This is a genomic window from Nitrincola alkalilacustris, assembly GCF_008973755.1.
Classification (GTDB): Bacteria; Pseudomonadota; Gammaproteobacteria; order Pseudomonadales; family Balneatricaceae; genus Nitrincola; species Nitrincola alkalilacustris.
Genome location: NZ_WBOM01000014.1, coordinates 1 through 18,478 on the forward strand (window position 1 = coordinate 1; position 18,478 = coordinate 18,478).

Here is an 18,478-nt window from a genome sequence, read left to right on the forward strand (position 1 = left end):
AACCAAAGTGAAAACGGGTATCGCTGTCCCCGAGCTCGGGGTAAGTTAAAGGCATGAGCCGTATACGAGGCCCGTACGTACGGTTCTGTGAGAGGGATGAGGCGGTGACGCCTCACCCTACTCGATTTAACTGCCGTGCAGCGCTTTAATCTTCATCTGTATCGTCATGGGTGCGAGCCGGAAGCGAAGACTGTTCGTCACGCATGGCACAATAGACGCGAAAACCGAAAATTGTTATCAGTGCGCCACCGAACTCGATGCCCAGTGACAGCAGAATACCGATGAGAGACGTGGTACCGAACAGATTGTTCACCAGTATGCTCAGCATGAACAGCGAACCGAACAGAATGACCAGTCCCTGCAACAGTACCCAGAAATAACCATCCGTTTGTTCCCAACTACGCTTCAGGGCTTTTCCCGGCCCCTGCTTTTCAAGTACACAGACATAGTCCGCAAAGGCGAAGCGAATACCGACGTAGACTCCGGGAATGATCATCAGCATCAGTCCGATAGCAACCGCTATTGCATTCAGTATATAGGTCAACAGAAGCCTGCCCCAACTGCCGATACCCAACTGGATGGCGCTGATTGGCTTCAGCGTACGATTATCTATTACGGACTGCAGATAGAAAATGGTAGCCCCCCAGTAAACTGGCAAAACCAGCATCTCAAGGATCATCACCAGCAGACTTGAGTGGGCCAGGTCATTCTCTGCGTCTGCACGCCCGGTCAGTGCCATGCGAAGGACTGCCAGTGCCAGCAGAAAGGGGATCTGGATCATGGCGAGTGTTGTCAGATGCTGTCGAAAGAAAAATAGTGACTGGCGCAGATACTCAAATGTCATAATATGTCCTGTGAATTGTCACTCAGCGATTGGTACGTGGTTTGCGCAGGGTTATCAGCTTGAAGTGGCCATTGTCCGAGTGAAGATCGACGCGGTCAAACCATTTTTGCGCCTTCCTCTCCAATGGGATATGCAGATTGACCACAAAGCAGGCGATGCCGTCAGGATTGAGCAGGCGTGCGGTGGCTGCCAGAAACTTATCAGTCAGATCACCAGCGGTACTGAAGCCTGCATGAAAGGGAGGGTTGCACAATAGGATGTCCACCTGTTCATTCAGGCAGTCTCCTGCATCAGACGCTAGCACTGTTCCCTGCAGGCCAGCCAGATCAAGGTTAGCCCTGCAGGCAATCAGCGCTGCTGCATTGTTATCTGTGCAGATCACCTGTGTGTCAGGTCCGGCAGTGGCGAGTGTCAGATATCCAAAGCCACAACCCAGGTCGAGCAGGCTGCCATGCAGGGGTAAAGGCTGTTTAATCATGGCAGGCAGTTGCGCTACCAGATAGGCGCTGCCCTGATCAATTTTTTGCCATCCATAAAGTCCCGGCTTGCTGATGAAATGCATCTCACCTGCCACTATCGGACGAAGCTGTGTATAGTTCTGGTCATCTAATGGCTGCTTACCAAACGTATTATCCGCACGGGTCAGGGTGCATTGCCACAGGTTGCCAGCCAGTTTCTGTTCCCGAAGGGTGCCTCCCAGATGTTGCGCGGCTTTGCGTGCAAAGGTCTTGATCCCTTCGTTTTTATCACCAATCAGTATCAATGCGCCGCTCTCCTGCAGTAAGCGGAATGACTGGTTGATGATATGGTGGACCAGCGCTTTCTCTTTGGATATGCGGTACAACAGACTGTTGAACTGTCCATCAGAGAATGCAGACAGGTCAAAATCGTTGAAGGTTGTCTGCCAGCCAGCATGATGCAGTGCGCTCGCCAGATCATGGCGATTGCTGACAACCTCTATTGCAGGATTGGCTGGCGGTAATGGGGTGGTGATATTTTCATCGGCCAGCCACAGTGCAGGTTCAGTGATACCTGCCAACTGCTGGTAGAGTGCGGAAGTGGCAGCATCAATTGGATTCAAAGCTGAGAACCTCCTCATCGGTGAGGTGGCGGAACTCTCCTGGCTCAAGGCTATCATCCAGCACAACATTTCCGATGCTGGTTCGGTGTAACGTGACCACACGATTACCCAGAGATGCAAACATGCGTTTCACCTGATGATAGCGTCCTTCATGGAGTGTCACTTCGGCACTATGTGTATCAAGGATCTTTAGTCCTGCTGGTTTGGTGCGCAGCTTTTCTCCGTTAAGCCACAGGCCCTGCTCAAACTTGGCAACAGCGCTATCCTCAATGGGTTCGGCAGTTGTTACATGATAGCGCTTAGGTGCCTTGTGGCGTGGCGATGTAATACGGTGCGACCACTTGCCATCGTCTGTCAGCAACACCAGCCCGGTGGCATCGACATCAAGTCGCCCTGCTATATGCAACAGTTCTGGTTTTGGCAGATCGATCAGGCCTATTACAGTGGGATGAGTCGGATCATCGGTTGAGCAGACAACACCTTCAGGCTTGTACAGCATCAGATAGCGGGTAGTGGGTGCTGAAAGGTTAATGCCATCCATTACCACCTCATCTTCCGGGGTAATATGGCGGCCGGAGTCGCGCTCAACTTCGCCATTGACGGTCACGGTATAGGCATGGATCAGGCGCTTGACCTCTTTACGAGAGTAATCAGTGGCCTGGGACAGATATTTATCAAGTCGCATGGTCAGTCTTGTTCACTTCAGGAAAGCGTCAGTATACCTCAGTGGGCGAATTCAGACATGGTCAGTTGTGATTGTCGACGAACAATCAGGTAAAATAGACACTGATGATTCTTTTACTGTTGAGGCTGGCGTGAAACTTTTTGTAGATAATCTTACTCATGTGGACTTTTCCTACCTGCATCCGCAAAGAGGCTTGCTGGGAGAGTCCTGGGCTGTGCAACTGGTACTGGAAGGTCAGTTGGATCAGCAGGGGATGATCTGCGATTTTGGTATCGTCAAGAAGCGCGTCAAGGCCTGGCTGGACGCGCATATAGATCATGCGCTGGTGGTCGCAATGGATATGCCTGGTGTGCGGGTGGCGGTGGACAAGGGAGAGACACAGGTCAGTTGGACCTATCCCACGGGCGAACGTTTTTACTGTCGCTCACCAGAGCAGGCAATTGCATTGATTCCTGCTGCCGAGATCACTGAAACCACACTGGCTCAATGGTGCCGTGAGCAACTGCTTGCGCTGTTTCCTGAGCAGGTGAAGGGCCTGGATATTCTGTTTGTCGCAGAAAAGATCGAATCATCCTTTTATCATTACAGTCATGGCTTGCAGCAGCACGATGGTAACTGTCAGCGTATCGCGCATGGTCACCGCTCACGTATCGAGGTGTTTCGTAATGCGCTGCGGGATCAGGCGCTTGAGGCGCAATGGGCCGAAACCTTCAGGGATATCTACATCGGCACGCGCTCGCATCTCATTTCTGATGAGGGTGCCAGTGAGCATCGCTATCGTTATGATGCACCTCAGGGGGAGTTTGAGTTGCACTTGCCGGCAGAGGTTTGCTATGTGATGGAGAGTGTGTCGACGGTTGAGCAGATAGCCACCCATCTGGCAAAGCAGATCAAGCTGGAGCACCCGGACAGCGAGATTGTAGTGCGCGCTTATGAAGGGGTTGGCAAGGGGGCCATTGCGACAGCCTGACGCTTTGCATGGACTGCCTGCTCAGAACCATGTGCCAGCCTGCAGGCTGGCCCTGAGCTGAAAACCATGAGCCTGACCTTGGCCAGGCTCATGGAGGCAGTGAGTGTTTACACTCGCTCAATAGCCAGCGCTGTTCCCATGCCGCCGCCGATGCACAGGGTCGCAAGGCCTTTCTTGGCATCGCGTTTGATCATCTCATGCAACAGTGATACCAGAACGCGGCATCCTGACGCTCCGATCGGGTGTCCCAGTGCGATCGCGCCGCCATTGACATTCACCTTGCTGGTATCCCAGCCAAGCTCTTTGTTTACGGACATCGCCTGAGCGGCAAAGGCTTCGTTGGCTTCTACCAGATCCAGATCTTCCAGGCTCCAGCCAGCCTTCTCCAGCGCTTTGCGTGTAGCGCTGATAGGGCCGGTGCCCATGATAGCTGGATCAACACCGGAAGAGGCGTAAGCCTTGATTCTGGCCAGTGGTTTGAGGCCAAGCGCCGCGGCTTTTTCAGCCGAGCAAAGGATAACCGCTGCTGCGCCATCATTGATGGTGGAGCTGTTACCAGCCGTTACCGTACCATCTTTTTTGAAAGCTGGGCGCAGTTTGCCCAGAGCATCGGGCGTGCAGCCAAAGCGTGGCTGTTCATCCGTATCGAACACTACCGGATCACCTTTGCGTTGCGGGATCACAACAGGAATGATCTCATCCTTGAAGCGACCTGAAGTCACAGCGGCTTCAGCTTTGTTCTGAGATGCAGAAGCAAAGTTATCCTGCTCTTCACGACTGAAACCAAACTTATCTACGATATTTTCAGTGGTGATACCCATATGGTAGTTATTGAATGCATCCCACAGGCCATCCTGAATCATGGTGTCGACCAGTTTCCAGTCGCCCATGCGTGCACCGTTACGTGAGTTGGGCAGAACATGTGGAGACTGAGACATGCTTTCCTGACCACCGGCAATCACGACTTCGGCATCGCCGCACATGATCGACTGGGCTGCCAGTTGCAGGGCTTTAAGACCGGAGCCGCAAACCTTGTTGATAGTCATGGCAGGCACTTCCTGAGGAATGCCGGCATGAATCATGGACTGGCGGGCAGGGTTCTGTCCGCAGCCGGCAGTCAGCACCTGGCCAAGAATCACTTCATCTACTTCGGAGGGGTTAAGACCGGACTTTTCAAGCAGTCCCTTGATGACGGTGGCACCAAGATCAACAGCAGATACAGAAGCCAGTGAGCCGTTAAAAGTACCGATTGCCGTACGACCGGCAGCAACAATCACAACATCGCGCATGGTAGATCCTCTCATTCTCTTGAAAAATACGTCCCGTAATCAGTTATACACCTGATGTGTAAAATTTCTGTGAAACAAGGGGCGTAACGGGCGCTGATCTTCCATCAATCCGCTGTTGTAGGATCGATGTGAGCGCCCTTCAAGTCTGCGCGAAGCTCACGCAGACTGTCAAGCAAATGAAGTTGCAGAAGCATGAGGTGAATCAACTGTTACAGTCGATCTCGCAGTTATCGATCAGACGGGTTGGTCCAAGGTAGGCTGCCGTCAGTATCACCAGTGAACTGTCTCCGGCCTGTGCGGGCAGAAGGTCGCTGCGACGTACGATTCTGACATAGTCCGGTATCAGGCCTGCTGCGCTGAGTTGGCTTTCTGCCTCAGATTCCAGTTGCCTGAAGTCATGATTGCCCTGACTGATTGCCTGGCATGTCAGTTGAAGGGTTTGTTGCATCGCAGGTGCCGCTGCACGCTCTTCTTCATTCAGGTAGCCATTGCGTGAACTCAGCGCCAGGCCGTCGTCGGCGCGCACTGTTGCAACACTTTGAATCTCGACCGGGATGCAGAGATCGCTGACCATCTTGCGAATAATGCGCAACTGCTGATAATCCTTCTCGCCAAAAATGGCCAGATCAGGCTGGCAGATATTGAACAGCTTGCAGACAACTGTCGTGACGCCGCAGAAGTGCCCGGGTCGGGTCGTGCCGCAATAGAGATCCGACAGCATGGGTACTTCAACCAGGGTCTGCTGATCCCGCCCTTCAGGATAGATTTCGCTGTTGTTCGGCGCAAATAGATAGTCGCAGCCTGCATCCTGAAGTTTTTTCTGATCATCCTGCAGAGTGCGTGGGTAGCTGTCCAGGTCTTCGTTGGGGCCAAACTGTAAAGGGTTCACGAAAATCGATGCGACAACGATATCAGCTTCGCTTCTGGCGACCTCTACCAGCTTGATATGGCCACGATGGAGGTTGCCCATGGTGGGAACCAGAGCGATCTTCTTGCCACTCCTGCGGTGTTCGGACAGGACGCTGCGTAATTCAGCTATGGTATGTAGTGTTTGCATGGGACTAGAAACTCTGCTCCTGGCTCGGGAAAGTGCCGGATTTGACCGCTTCGGCATAGCGGCGGATCGCGTCTTCAATACTGTCGCTGTCGGCCATGAAGTTTTTGACGAAGCGAGGTTTACGCCCCGGAGTGATACCGAGCATATCGTGCAATACCAAGACCTGTGCGTCTGTATGGGGACCGGCACCTATACCTATGACAGGAATTTCGACATTCCGCGTGATCTCTTCTGCCAGCAATGCCGGCACACACTCGAGGAGCAGCATGCTGGCGCCGGCATTTTCCAGGCGCTTGGCATCTTCAAGCATGCGCATGGCAGATGCATTATCCTTGCCTTGAACCCGATAACCGCCAAGCAGATTGACTGTCTGAGGAGTCAATCCGAGGTGGGCGCAGACGGGAACGCCCCGCTCAGAGAGCTTTTCAATACTCTCAGCCAGCCAGGCGGCACCTTCAATCTTGATGATATGTGCTCCTGCCTGCATCAGCAAACCAGCATTCAGCATGCATTGTTCGGGTGTGGAGTAGCTCATGAAAGGCAGGTCCGACATGATCATCGCACCCTGATTACCCCGGGCAACAGCGTTGGTGTGGTAAGCCATATCGGCAACAGTGACAGGCAAAGTTGAAGTGTGTCCCTGCAGGACCATGCCTAGAGAATCACCGACCAGCATCATCTCAATACCGGCTGAACTGATAATGTGCGAAAAGGTCGCATCATAGGCTGTCAGCACTGAGAATTTTTCACCCGCCTGCTTACGCGCGGCCAAGGTGTGCAGTGTGATGTTACTCATAAAACTCCCGATTCAACATTAAGCCCGGCATGACTGTCATCTTTCATGGCAGTCGCTGCAGTGTTCCCAATGGCTGCTGATCCAGATATGTCTGAATCAGGCTGCCATCTGGAAACTTAAGGTCAGGCGCTATTTCGGCCAGAGGCCAGAGTACAAAGTTGCGTTCAGTCAGCCCCGGGTGGGGTACTGTCAGTCTTTCACAGCTGATCAATTGGTTACCATACAGCAGTAGGTCAAGATCCAGCGTCCGTGGTCCCCAGTGCTGCAGTCGCTTGCGTTGATGGATCTGCTCAAGTGCCTGGAGTTGATCAAGCAGCGCGACGGGAGAAAGCAGAGTGTCCAGCATGGCGACTGCATTGATGTAGTCGGGCTGGTCCTGCGGCCCCATTGGATCTGACCGATACAGCGATGAGCAGGACAGCAGAGTGCTGTCAGGAAGGTCCTGAAGCTCTTTCAGTGCCTGTATTACCTGATCGGTCGGGTTATCCAGATTGCTGCCCAGACCGATAAAGCAATGTACTGCTTCAGCCATCAACATTACTCGCACGCGTCGGCTTTCTGCGTCTGCGACGCCTGCTGCGTGTTTCGTCAGATGAACTGTTCTGATTCAGAGCTTCACGCTGAGCAGGGTTGGCTGACTGATAGTCTGTCCACCACTTGCCCAACCCATCCAGATCCTCGCCAGCGGCTTCGCGTAGCAGCAGCAGATCGTAGGCGGCTCTGAATCGAGGATGTGTGACCAGCAGCTCGGCTTTTTTACCTTGGCGTCTGGGCAGGCGCATCTGCAGCTCCCAGATCTCCCGGACCGGTCCGGAAAAGCGTCTGGGGATGGCGGTGCTCTTCACTTGAGCACCCAGTATCTGGTTGGCAGCTTCGTGCAATGCCTGCAGAGGCGGCAGGTCGTCTTCATCCAGAATTTCCTGCCACCTTTCCTGCAGTGGATACCAGAGCAATGCGGCAAACATAAAAGCGGGGGTCACGCTTTTACCCTGCTCAAGGCGTCTGTCGGTGTTGCGAAGCACCTGTTGAATGATGGACTCCGTGCCGGCATGCTCCCGATCCAGAAAAGCCTGTGTCTGAGGGAACAGATAGCCGAAGAGTCCGAAGCGCTGGAGCTGGCGGTAGGAGGCTGCGCCGTGTCCGGACTGCAATAGTTTCAGGGCTTCATCAAATAGACGTGCCGGTGCGATTCTGGCAAGAAGAGGGGCCAGTTCGGCGATGGGTCTGGCTGTTTCAGGCTCGATATCAAAGCCGAGTTTGGCGGCGAAGCGTGCGGAACGCAGCATGCGCACGGGATCTTCGCGGTAGCGCTGTGCAGGGTCACCGATCATGCGAATGATACGCTGTTGCAGGTCTATATATCCATTGGCAAAATCATAGATACTGTAGTCTCGGACACAGTAGTAGAGCGCATTAATGGTAAAGTCGCGTCGCAGCGCATCCTGCTCAATGGTGCCGTAGACATTATCTCGCAGTATCAGTCCTGCTTCTGATTGGCGCCCCTGCTCCCCGCTCTCATTGTCTTCACTGTCATGTCCGGCTCTGAAGGTGGCTACTTCGATCACCTCGCGTCCAAAACGGACATGCAGGAGCTTGAAACGCCGACCGATCAGACGGCCCCTGTGAAAGAGCTCGACGGCCTCTTCGGGGTGAGCTGAGGTTGCTACATCATAATCCTTGGGTTGGCGCTGAACCAGCATGTCGCGAATACAGCCGCCGACCAGGTAGCTGTCGTGGCCAGCATCCTGCAGTCGATAGACGACCTTCATGGCATTATCATCCAGGCGGCGACGTGAAATCTTGTGCTCCGACTCGGGAATGATTCTACGCTCGCCCAGTGGCAGGCGCGTGAACTCCGAAGGTGCATCACCTGCATTGGGTTCGGATTGCGCTGCTGCGGGAGCGATGGGTTTATGGGCTGAGGGCTTGCTTCTCATCAGCACCCATGCAATCAGAATAATGCCTGCAAGGGGCACCAGTATGTAAAGCAAATCTAGCATTGGTCAAAAAAATTCCTGGTCACGAGATGTACAGAATAAACATTGGGCTGCATGTTACCAGCTCAGGCGGCTAAGTATAAGCAATACCTTGCAGCGACGCTATTATATCAGATGAGCAGAAGGTTATATAAAGAGAGTGTAACGAGATGGGTGTGTTGGGGGGGGGGGTGCTGACCGCAAACGTTGCAAAGGGGCACTGGCTTATTATTTTTGTTTCCAGATATGCATGGAAGCATTGTTGCACGTTTACGATCAGCTAAGCCTCTTTATTATTTTTATTAGAGGCGGGATGCGTCGTTGCCAGACCTGTTTTTATTTTTATTGATGGTCAGCCAGCTTCGCTTTGTTCTTCTTCTTGCCCCTTTAGAGAGCAGGGTTTGTGCCAACTTTTTTAAATCATTGTTATTGCTGAATTAAATATTTTATTGCTCTAGGGTTGGATCATTGAACTCTGCTGTTTGTGATGATGGGTAACACATTGGCAAAAATCCGTGTGTAGTAAGGTAACACTCGGAAAAGTGTTACCCTGTGTTACGTCTTGCTGTTTTTGACCTTGCGCGGGATGCCGAGTTTCTGGCGTCTTTCCCACAGACACTTGCGGCTTATACCGAGCGTTTTAGCCAGTTCTGTCTCGCTCATCTGCTCCTGGTTCTCCATCACAAAACGCTGGAAATAATCATCCAGCGACAGGTCTGTGCGCTGATTGTCTGAGCTGGGTTGTCCTGAATGCGTGCGGTGAGCATAGCTCTGCTCCAGCTCATTCAGTGACTCTTTTTCGAAATCGAGCCCCAGCAGATCGGCACTGATTTCATTCCCTTCAACCAGAATTACGGCACGCTCTATGGCATTTTCGAGCTCACGGACATTGCCCGGCCAGGAGTAGCTGAGCATGCCATCTATTGCTGCCTTGCTGAAGGCCAGAGGCTCATCTCGGCCCCTGCTGTGCCGAGCCAGAAAGCGTCTGGCAAGCTCAGGAATGTCATTGCCTCGTTCACGCAGCGGCGGCATCTTCAGCTCCATGACATAAAGGCGGTAATAGAGGTCTTCACGGAACTGACCGACACGCGCCAGAGACTTGAGATCCCGATGTGTGGCGGCAATCAGTCGTACCTCGACTTTTTTCGACTGCACGGCCCCGACACGGCGTATCTCACCCTCCTGCAGAAAACGCAGTAGGCGTGCCTGAGCTTCAAGTGGCAACTCACCTATCTCATCAAGAAAGAGTGTGCCCTTGTCGGCTGCTTCAATCAGACCGCTGCGGCTGGTGTCGGCACCGGTGAAGGCACCTTTCTCATGCCCAAAGAGCTCAGACTCGATGAGTGATTCTGGAATGGCTGCACAGTTAACACAGATCATCGGTGCGCTGGCACGTTTGCTTTGCTGGTGTATGGCGCGGGCAGCCAGCTCCTTGCCGGTTCCCGATTCACCGAGAATCAGAACGGTGGCGTCGGTTCGGGCCACTTTGGCAATACGTTTGTGAAGTTCCTGTATGGTCTCACAGTTGCCGAGTATCATGCTCGGCGTATCTGCTGCCACGGGTGGTGTCGTATCAGGCTCTTCGGACGCGGTCCGATGCGTGATGGTGTGAATGGTATTGAGCATTTCGTCATGATCAAAGGGCTTGGCGATGTAATCGACCGCACCCAGCTTCATGGCATCCACGGCGGAGCGCAGGCTGGCGTAGCTGGTCATGATCAGAACGGGGATTTTTTTCGCCATGGCGATCAGGTCGGTGCCGGGGGCTCCCGGCAGGCGCAGATCGCTGATGATAAGATCAAATTTTTCTGCAGCCAGTAATGAGGCTGCCTCATCGACTGAGGAGGCGTCACTGACATCGTAGTGATTTTTCTCCAGCAGGCGCCTGAGTGCTGCTCGGATAATTCGCTCATCCTCAACAATCAGAATTCGGCTCATAGGGAAGGACCTGTAACAGTAATATCCCCATCCTTCGATAAAGTATCAGCATCGGGTAGGCGGGGCAGTGTTATAACGACCTGAGTGCCTTTATTCTGTTTTTTGTTGGCAGGGCTAATTAGTTCAATACTACCATAGTGCTCGGTAATAATGTTGTAAACAAGCGCGAGCCCCAATCCTGTTCCTTTTCCCGGTTCTTTAGTCGTAAAGAAGGGTTCGAAGAGGCGGTGCAGGTGCTCTTCGGATATGCCGCTGCCCTCATCGGTGATGGTGATGCAGATGCTGTTAATGTTCTCTTCACAGGCCAGGATGATGCGTCCGCCTTCGGGTGAGGCGTCATAGGCATTATTGAGAAGGTTGACGAATACCTGCTGCAGTTGCTGTGGATCGCCCGATGTGCAGGCATCGGGTGCTATCTCATTACTGATCTCAAGATCCGCATTGCGATGGTTCAGGCGTATCAATTCAATAGCCTCCTGAGCACAGTCATGCAGCGAAACGGCCTCATGATGTTGTGCCGAGTCATGCTGGCCGGTATGTGCAAAGCGTACCAGGGATTGCACGATGCGGCTTATTCTATGGGTTTGCGCGACGATCTGGTCACCAGTTTCGAGAATATCAGGTTCATCTGTTTCCAGTTTCAGATTCTGGGCAAGGCAGGCGATACCTGTTACCGGATTGCCGATCTCATGTGCCACACCTGCAGCAAAGCGGCCGATTGATGCCAGGCGCTCGCTGTGTGACAGCCGATTGCTGATGATCTGGTGTTCGGTATCGTCCTCCACCAGCAGGATCATGCCGTTGTCTGATACCTCGTCCAGTCTTGCCTTATGCAGGCTGAACCAGCGGGTCATACCCTTTAATTGCAGACTCGATGCCGCCTGGTGCAGGTCCGGCAGATCGGCAAAGTCTCCCAGTAAAGATGACCAGGGCTCCGGGAGCTGAGTCAGGCGTGCGCCGATGGCCTCGTCAGGACTGACACCGGTGTGACGCTCCAGCTCTCTGTTCCAGAACAGAATTCGCTGCTTGGCATCCAGAGTACAGACCCCGATTGGCAGGCGCTGCAGCGTGATGCGGTGATAGCGACGGATCTGATCCAGCTCAGCGGCAAGACCCGAGAGGCGCTCATTGTAGTTCTCAAGCTGCTCTTCCAGCAGGTGGATCTCTCGGGCGCGGAACCCGCCTCTTCCGCCTAAGGGTGTTGGACGCAGCAGTGCCGCTGCTTCAACAGGACCAAGCAGGCCGGAGAGGTTGTTTTCAAGCTGATTGCGCAGGCGCAGGGCGTCCAGCGGCCGCAACTGCATTGTTGGTGTAAGCGCGATCTCCTGTAGAGCACGATTTACCTCACGCCTGGCCGATTGCGCCCCGAGTCGGGGTGACAGCCTGTGATAAAACTCGTCAGCACTTTCAATATCCTGACTGAAACCTGGTGGGCGGTGCAGGGTATTCAGAATGCAGGCCGCAGCGGCCTCGCTCTCATCAGCGTCGGGTGGCAGGAGCAGAGAGCCGATCACAACCAGTGCTACGTTCAACGTCAGGGACAGAATGGCATAGAGATACCAGGACTCCAGCATCTGCTGATCAATAACCGGCTGGCCACCTAATAGGGCTGGCAGCAGCATTGAGGCGAACCAGCTCAGAACCCCTGAGCACAGGCCCAGCAGAAAGCCGAAGCGGCTGGCACCCTGCCAATAGAGGGTTACCAGAAGGCCCGGCAGGAACTGCAGGAATGCAATGAACGCAATGATCCCCAGATGGCTGAGTTGGAAACGGTTGGCGATGATCGAATAGACCAGGTAGGCGCCCAGCATCACCATGATGATGATCAGGCGGCGCAGCCACAGCAGCCAGGTGTAAAGGCGCATGGAGTCAGGTATGCGTACCAGAGGCAGTACGATGTGATTCTGCAGCATGGAGGAGAGGGCAACCGTCGCCACGATGAGCACGCCGCTGGCGGCAGAGAGGCCTCCGATGAAGGCGATGACGCTCAGCCAGTTCAGGCCGACTGCCTGACCCAGCATCAGTACCACATACTCAGGGCTCTGCACCACATTCAACTTGATGCCGGCCCAGAGTATGGGGGGGACGGTCAGGGCCAGTAGCATCAGAAAAAGCGGCAACAGCCAGGTGGCAGTATAGAGGCTGCGCTCCGACGCATTTTCGCTGAAGGCCAGGTAGAACATATGCGGCATTACCAGTGTGGCAGCAAAAAAAGTGATCAGCAGGGTGCGCCAACTGCTGCTTTTGGGTTGTTGTTGCATGCTTTGCAAAGTATCGGGATTCAATGCAAGCCACTCACTCAAGCCGCTGGGTCCACCAAGCACCACGAAGTAGGCGTAGAAGGCCACCGTCAGGAGGGCAATCAACTTGACCAGTGACTCCAGTGCGATGGCGACCATCAGCCCTCTGTGCTTGCTGCGCAGGGAGGGGTGGCGCGCACCGAACAGTATGGCGAAGAGTGAGATGATGGCACAGAAGATGATGGCGATACGGTTGGCAGATACGCTGTCATTGAACATATGCACTGAATCTGTGACCGCCTGAATCTGGATCGCCAGAAGTGGCAGTGTGGCGATCAGCATCAGCAGTGTGGTCAGGGTGCCGACGCCACCGCTGCGAAAGCGAAAGGCAAACAGATCGGCAAGGGAGCTGAGTTGGTAGCTGTGTGTGATGCGCAGTATCGGAATCAAGATCAGTGGTGAGAGTATGAATGCCGCTGTCGCACCCAGATAGGAGAGGAGGTAGGTGTAACCGAACTCTGCTGCCACACCAAAGGCGCCATAAAAGGTCCAGGCACTGGCGTAAACGCCCAGCGCGAGCGTGTGCAGCAGTGGGTGTTGGATCAGTTTCTGTGGCAGCAGGTTCTGCTCGGTCAGATAGGCGATCGCAAACAGACACATCAGATAGCTGATGCTGATCAGGAGTAGTGTGGAGATATCAAGACTCATGCGTGCCTGCGTCTGACTATGGTGGTGATGAAAGCGGTGGCAGCAATGATCACAAGCCAGATAACAAAGGGTCGCAGCCATGAACCAGGCAGGTAGAGCCAGTAATCCACCAGTGCAGGCAGGATAACCAGTGTCGCCAGAATCAACAGCAGCAGCCCCCGGTAAAGATACATATTCAGCTCCCTGACGAACGAATGGCCAGTGTACGAGGTATGCAGTTGCGCTGCCAGTGCGTCGTGGCCCAGTCCAGCAGTTCAGTGCTGCTGGCACTCTGCAGGGACGGGTCTGGATTCTGGCCCAGTAGATTCAGTGCTTCCCAGAGTTGCTTGACTGCTTGGTCGGTGATCAGTGCCGGTGCCAGGTTCTGCTTGCTCAGTTTTTGTCCCAGTCTGTTCAACAGGATGGGTATATGACCGTATTCGGGTGTTGGGTAGCCCAGATGGTGTTGCAGCTGCAGTTGACGAAAGGTTTCGTCCAGCAGATCGCTGCCACGGATGACGCTGGTGACACCCTGTGCATGGTCGTCAACCACGACAGCCAACTGGTAGGCAAAGAGTCCGTCGCGTCTGAAAATGATGAAATCATCGCGTCCGGTATCATGCTGCCAGCTTTGCCTGCCCTGGATCAGATCTTCAAATGTCAGAAGGTTGTCTGAACAGCGCGTGCGTATGGCGCATTCAGCATCAGGGTCAGGAGGGGTTGAGAGGCAGTAGCCGTCATAACTGTACAGTGCATCGCGCTGCTTCAGTTCGCTGCGACTGCAGCGGCAGCGATAAGCCAGCTTCTTGTCGAGCAGGTGCTGCACAATTTCTGCGTAGTGCTCAAGGCGATGACTCTGATATACCACCTCACCATCCCAGTGCAGGCCGAAATGCTCCAGGGTTTTCAGGATCTGGTCACTGGCTCCGGGCTGTTCGCGAGGTGGGTCCAGGTCTTCTATTCTAATCAGCCAACGCCCGTTTCGGGCGCGGGCATCAAGATAACTGGCCAGGGCGGCCAGTAAAGATCCGAAATGCAAGGGGCCGGTTGGAGAGGGAGCAAACCGGCCGGTATAACCTGCGGCAATACTCAAGGTCGCACCTTATCAAGGGTTGATCGATCAGCCGCCGAGCTGTCTTTCCTTGATCTCAGCCAGGGTTTTGCAGTCAATGCACAGGGTTGCAGTGGGGCGAGCTTCCAGGCGGCGAATGCCGATTTCGACGCCGCAGGCTTCGCAGTAGCCGTAGTCATCGTCATCCACGCGCTCCAGTGCCTCATCAATCTTGCGGATCAGTTTGCGTTCGCGGTCACGGGTGCGGAGCTCAAGACTGAACTCCTCTTCCTGACTGGCGCGATCACTGGGATCTGCAAAGTTGGTGGCCTCTTCCTTCAGGTGCAAAATGGTGCTGTCGACCTCTTCCATCAACTCCTGTTTCCAGGCCAGCAGTATTTCTCTGAAATGCTGCTTCTGGGCATCATTCATGTAATCTTCGCCCTGCTCAGCCTGATACGGCTGTGGAGAAGTCAGCGGAGAATTGTTTGTATTTGGCATGGCGCAGCCTCACGTCATTACAAGGAGATAATAGTGCCAGTCTGGCAGCAACTATGTTCTGGCTTCACAAAATACTGTGCCTGACTTGCTGCCAGGAACAGTAAAAGCGCGGTGAAATTACCAGAAGCTGAGCCAATAGGCCAGTCCTGATGTCATAAAAGCAATAGATAAGTATTGTGGAGGGCGCGTCTGGACGCAACATTTCTGTATAATCCTGTTGTTGTAGATCAATATTCTAACGGGGCAGTTATGCAGTCAAAATGGGCAAAAAGAGCGCATGACATAGAGTCATTCAAAGTGATGGATCTGTTGAAACGGGCCAGAGAGCTGGAAGCTCTGGGGCAGGATGTGATCCATCTGGAGGTGGGGGAGCCTGACTTCACAACTGCCCAGCCGATTGTTCGTGCCGCTCATGCAGCCCTTGATCAGGGGTTGACGCAGTATACTCCCGCTGCCGGTATTCCTGAGCTGCGTCAGGCAATTGCTTCTTTCTATATGACCCGTTATGGCCTGAGTATTCCCGCTGAGCGAGTGATTGTCACGGCTGGTGCATCCGGTGCGCTGCTGCTGACATTTGCCCTGCTGGCTGATATGGGTCAGAACATCATGATGGCTGATCCGGGTTATCCCTGCAATCGCCAGTTTTTGCGCTTGCTCGAGGCACGTGGCTTGCAGGTGCCAACGACGGCGACAGATAATTTCCAATTGACGCCTGAGCTGATTAAGCGTTACTGGCAATCCAACACGGCAGGAGTTTTGCTGGCTTCACCGTCGAATCCGACAGGTACGCTGGTGTCGTCAGAGCAGATGCTGCAGATATCAGCTGTGATTCGTGACAGACAGGGGGCTCTGATAGTGGATGAGCTCTATCATGGGCTGACTTATGGCGTTGATGCCCAGACAGTGCTGGCAACCGATGATGAGGCTTTTGTCATCAACAGCTTCTCGAAATACTTCGGTATGACGGGCTGGCGCCTGGGCTGGATCGTGGCACCCGAGGCAGCGGTGCCAGAGCTGGAGAAGCTCGCCCAGAATCTGTTTATCTCGCCCTCCACTCTGGCGCAGCATGCAGCGCTTGCCGCCTTTGAGCCAGAGACGCTGGCAATTCTGGAAGCGAGGAGAGCCGAGTTCGGCAAGCGTCGTGACTTGCTCGTTGGAGGCTTGCGTGAGTTGGGCTTTGTAGTCCCTGCGATGCCGGAAGGAGCCTTTTACGTCTATGCGGATGCGTCACACCTGACCGATAACAGTTTTGATTATTGCTGGTCGTTGCTGGAGGAGGATTTCATCGCTGTGACCCCGGGCGCTGACTTTGGCCAGAATCAGGCGCAGAAGTATGTGCGCTTCTCCTATACCACGGGTATTGATCGAATCGAAATGGCGCTGGCCAGACTGCAACAGCGAATTGCGCGAGGTGTATAGAGTACTCAGGGGCCTGGTGCTGAGGTGCCTGTCAGCCTCTCAGGGATGAGCCTCAGCCCTGAGAGGTAAGCTGCAGATATACCTTGTCGTCCTCTATACGGCAGGGGATCTGCTCCAGCGTCTCGCCGGGACAGGGGCCGGCAATGCAGACACCGGTTTCCAGCTTGAAGAGTGCGCCATGGGTGGCACACTGAATGAACTGACGTTCATAGTCCAGAAACTGATCGGGCTGCCATTCCAGCCGGATGCCGCGATGGGGGCATGAATTACGATACACGTATACCCGGCCTTCGCAGCGGACAGCAAAAACTGCCATCTGCTCCAGTTCAAAGCCCTTTGCCTCCCGCTCCGGCAGCTGTTCAAGTGAGCAAAGCAGCATATCAGGTCTCCACCAGGTTCTGTGCCCGGAGTTGGGACAATAGCTGATCTATCGCCTCATCATCCTGGGTATCAACATGCAGTGTCAGCATCTGCTCACTGGCTGTCAGCGGCTGCTGGCTTGACAGTTGCTGCAGCATCACTGATACATCTGCGTCGGACGGGTCCTTGCCCTCAGCATTACGCAGCGCCAGACGGGCCTCTATCAGGTGCTGCTGACAACTGCAGCTGATGATGCGTACGGGCACATTGAGCTGTTCGGCCAGTTTGATATAGCCGGTCCGGGTGCGCTGGCGAATCAATGTTGCATCAACAACGACTGTTTGTCCGGATTTAAGCAGCAGTTTGGTGGTGTCCTGCAGATGGTGCAGGGTGCGTGTATTCATATCGGCACCATACAGCTCCAGGTCTTCACCATTGAGGCTCAACTCGCGATGCAGGCGCTTACGCTCGTTATCTGAGCGGATGCGGATGGCGCCTATCGCCTCAACCAGTTTTTCGCTGAGATAGCTTTTACCGCTGCCGGATACGCCGTGCATCAGAAAGAGCACCGGTGGTGTCTGTTTGTGGAAGCGGGCGGTCAGGTTGAGGTAGTGGTGAAAGGTTTCCAGATCATGCTGCTGGCCCAGAACAGCAACCTTGGCTCTGACCATGGAGCGATAGGACTTGTAGAACTTCAACAGGCAGACCCCTTCGTAGTCGCCAGTGAGTTCCAGATAACGATTCAGGAAACGATTGGCCCAGCGTGGCTGATTGTTGGCTTCCAGATCCATCAGCAGGAAAGACAGGTCGGAAAGTGTATCGATCCAGCGAAACTGCAGGTTGAATTCTATGCAGTCAAACAGGCGCAGTTGGTCATGAAACAGTGTGATATTTGCCAGATGGAGGTCGCCATGACACTCGCGCACATGTCCGGAGCGCTTGCGCTTGCGAATCACCTTTTCAAGGGCACGAAAATTCTGTGCAGTTGTCTGAAGTAGACGCTGTATCAGAGTAAGCGTGTTCGGATCGTCTATGACCTTGCAGATATGCTGGTAGTTCTCGGAAACAGCATCCCAGATAGCTTCCGGCTCGCCCCAGGGGCTGTTCAATGCGACAATCGGGATGCGCTGATGAAAGTCGGCGATCTGCTCAGCCAGCATGTCTATCCAGCGGGCCTCAAACAGGTTGCGTTTCAGCATCTGATCCAGGCGCTGGCGCGGATCAAACTGATTCATTTTGACGGCATACTCAATCGGGGCTGAGTTATCCCCCAGGAGTGGGTTATCATGCGTGCCGCTGATGGAGACCAGCTCCAGGTAGATGTCAGGAGACAGGCGTTGATTCAGGCGCAGCTCCTCTTCGCAGCAGAAACGCCTCTGCTCCAGAGTGGTGAAATCCAGGAAACCAAAGTTTACCGGTTTCTTGATTTTATAGGCATAATGGCCCGTCAGAATCAGCCAGGAGATGTGGGTTTCTATGACCTTTATGGCCTCACATGGGTGTGGAAACCTTGATGGATCCTGCAGCGATTCAATCAGTTTTGTTAACATTACAGCTCAGCAATTGCAAAAGTTGTCAGGGATT

17 protein-coding genes are annotated in these 18,478 nt (G+C 53.9%); 2 read left to right on the forward strand and 15 right to left on the reverse strand.

All coding sequences use genetic code 11. The annotated features are described in order from the left end of the window. Window positions 1–145: 145 nt before the first annotated feature. From F7R27_RS18050 to rsuA, 3 genes are read right to left on the reverse strand one after another with little or no spacing between them, the layout of a single operon-like run. On the reverse strand, window positions 146–844 hold the full coding sequence (locus F7R27_RS18050) for a YciC family protein (protein ID WP_151705671.1): 699 nt from the start codon (window positions 842–844) through the stop codon (window positions 146–148). Between the two features lie 22 nt (window positions 845–866). Continuing rightward, the gene (locus F7R27_RS18055) at window positions 867–1,925 is read right to left on the reverse strand and encodes a class I SAM-dependent methyltransferase (protein ID WP_168927554.1); all 1,059 of its coding nucleotides are present in this window, start codon (window positions 1,923–1,925) and stop codon (window positions 867–869) included. Beyond that, the gene (gene rsuA, locus F7R27_RS18060; protein WP_151705673.1) at window positions 1,912–2,610 is read right to left on the reverse strand and encodes a 16S rRNA pseudouridine(516) synthase RsuA; all 699 of its coding nucleotides are present in this window, start codon (window positions 2,608–2,610) and stop codon (window positions 1,912–1,914) included. Before rsuA ends, F7R27_RS18055 begins: the two co-directional genes overlap by 14 nt. A gap of 130 nt (window positions 2,611–2,740) precedes the next feature. Here rsuA and F7R27_RS18065 point away from each other — a divergent pair, with 130 nt between their 5' ends. Continuing rightward, window positions 2,741–3,580, forward strand: coding sequence for a 6-carboxytetrahydropterin synthase (locus tag F7R27_RS18065; protein WP_151705674.1), 840 nt, complete (start codon window positions 2,741–2,743; stop codon window positions 3,578–3,580). Between the two features lie 107 nt (window positions 3,581–3,687). Here the strand turns inward: F7R27_RS18065 and F7R27_RS18070 are convergent, their stop codons facing one another. From F7R27_RS18070 to dksA, 10 genes are all read right to left on the reverse strand, one after another. Next, entirely contained in the window at window positions 3,688–4,869 is a 1,182-nt protein-coding gene (locus F7R27_RS18070; RefSeq protein ID WP_151705675.1) for an acetyl-CoA C-acetyltransferase, read from the reverse strand. A gap of 202 nt (window positions 4,870–5,071) precedes the next feature. Next, entirely contained in the window at window positions 5,072–5,926 is an 855-nt protein-coding gene (panC, locus tag F7R27_RS18075; RefSeq protein WP_151705676.1) for a pantoate--beta-alanine ligase, read from the reverse strand. A 4-nt stretch (window positions 5,927–5,930) separates the two neighbouring features. Continuing rightward, window positions 5,931–6,722: a 3-methyl-2-oxobutanoate hydroxymethyltransferase gene (panB, locus tag F7R27_RS18080; RefSeq protein ID WP_151705677.1), complete on the reverse strand. Its 792-nt coding sequence runs from the start codon at window positions 6,720–6,722 to the stop codon at window positions 5,931–5,933. 43 nt (window positions 6,723–6,765) lie between these two features. Beyond that, the gene (gene folK, locus F7R27_RS18085) at window positions 6,766–7,254 is read right to left on the reverse strand and encodes a 2-amino-4-hydroxy-6-hydroxymethyldihydropteridine diphosphokinase (protein ID WP_151705678.1); all 489 of its coding nucleotides are present in this window, start codon (window positions 7,252–7,254) and stop codon (window positions 6,766–6,768) included. After that, window positions 7,247–8,722 (reverse strand): polynucleotide adenylyltransferase PcnB, encoded by a 1,476-nt coding sequence (gene pcnB / locus F7R27_RS18090; protein ID WP_240776437.1) that lies wholly within the window; start codon window positions 8,720–8,722, stop codon window positions 7,247–7,249. Before pcnB ends, folK begins: the two co-directional genes overlap by 8 nt. Window positions 8,723–9,253: 531 nt before the next feature. Next, the gene (locus F7R27_RS18095) at window positions 9,254–10,636 is read right to left on the reverse strand and encodes a sigma-54-dependent transcriptional regulator (protein WP_151705679.1); all 1,383 of its coding nucleotides are present in this window, start codon (window positions 10,634–10,636) and stop codon (window positions 9,254–9,256) included. Then, window positions 10,633–13,584, reverse strand: coding sequence for a sensor histidine kinase (locus F7R27_RS18100; protein WP_151705680.1), 2,952 nt, complete (start codon window positions 13,582–13,584; stop codon window positions 10,633–10,635). The genes F7R27_RS18095 and F7R27_RS18100 overlap by 4 nt, the downstream gene beginning before the upstream one ends. Further along, on the reverse strand, window positions 13,581–13,757 hold the full coding sequence (locus F7R27_RS18670) for a hypothetical protein (protein ID WP_168927555.1): 177 nt from the start codon (window positions 13,755–13,757) through the stop codon (window positions 13,581–13,583). Before F7R27_RS18670 ends, F7R27_RS18100 begins: the two co-directional genes overlap by 4 nt. 2 nt (window positions 13,758–13,759) lie before the next feature. Beyond that, entirely contained in the window at window positions 13,760–14,656 is an 897-nt protein-coding gene (gluQRS, locus tag F7R27_RS18105) for a tRNA glutamyl-Q(34) synthetase GluQRS (protein ID WP_240776438.1), read from the reverse strand. Window positions 14,657–14,683: 27 nt separating this feature from the next. Continuing rightward, the gene (gene dksA / locus F7R27_RS18110) at window positions 14,684–15,115 is read right to left on the reverse strand and encodes an RNA polymerase-binding protein DksA (protein WP_151705681.1); all 432 of its coding nucleotides are present in this window, start codon (window positions 15,113–15,115) and stop codon (window positions 14,684–14,686) included. Between the two features lie 249 nt (window positions 15,116–15,364). Here dksA and F7R27_RS18115 point away from each other — a divergent pair, with 249 nt between their 5' ends. Continuing rightward, window positions 15,365–16,534, forward strand: a complete 1,170-nt coding sequence (locus tag F7R27_RS18115) for a pyridoxal phosphate-dependent aminotransferase (RefSeq protein ID WP_151705682.1) — start codon at window positions 15,365–15,367, stop codon at window positions 16,532–16,534. Window positions 16,535–16,586: 52 nt separating this feature from the next. Here F7R27_RS18115 and F7R27_RS18120 read toward each other — a convergent pair whose 3' ends face one another. Next, a complete protein-coding gene (locus F7R27_RS18120; protein ID WP_151705683.1) occupies window positions 16,587–16,913 on the reverse strand; it encodes a Rieske (2Fe-2S) protein in 327 nt (108 codons plus the stop codon). Window position 16,914: 1 nt separating this feature from the next. Then, entirely contained in the window at window positions 16,915–18,444 is a 1,530-nt protein-coding gene (locus F7R27_RS18125; RefSeq protein WP_151705684.1) for a bifunctional aminoglycoside phosphotransferase/ATP-binding protein, read from the reverse strand. Window positions 18,445–18,478 lie beyond the last annotated feature (34 nt).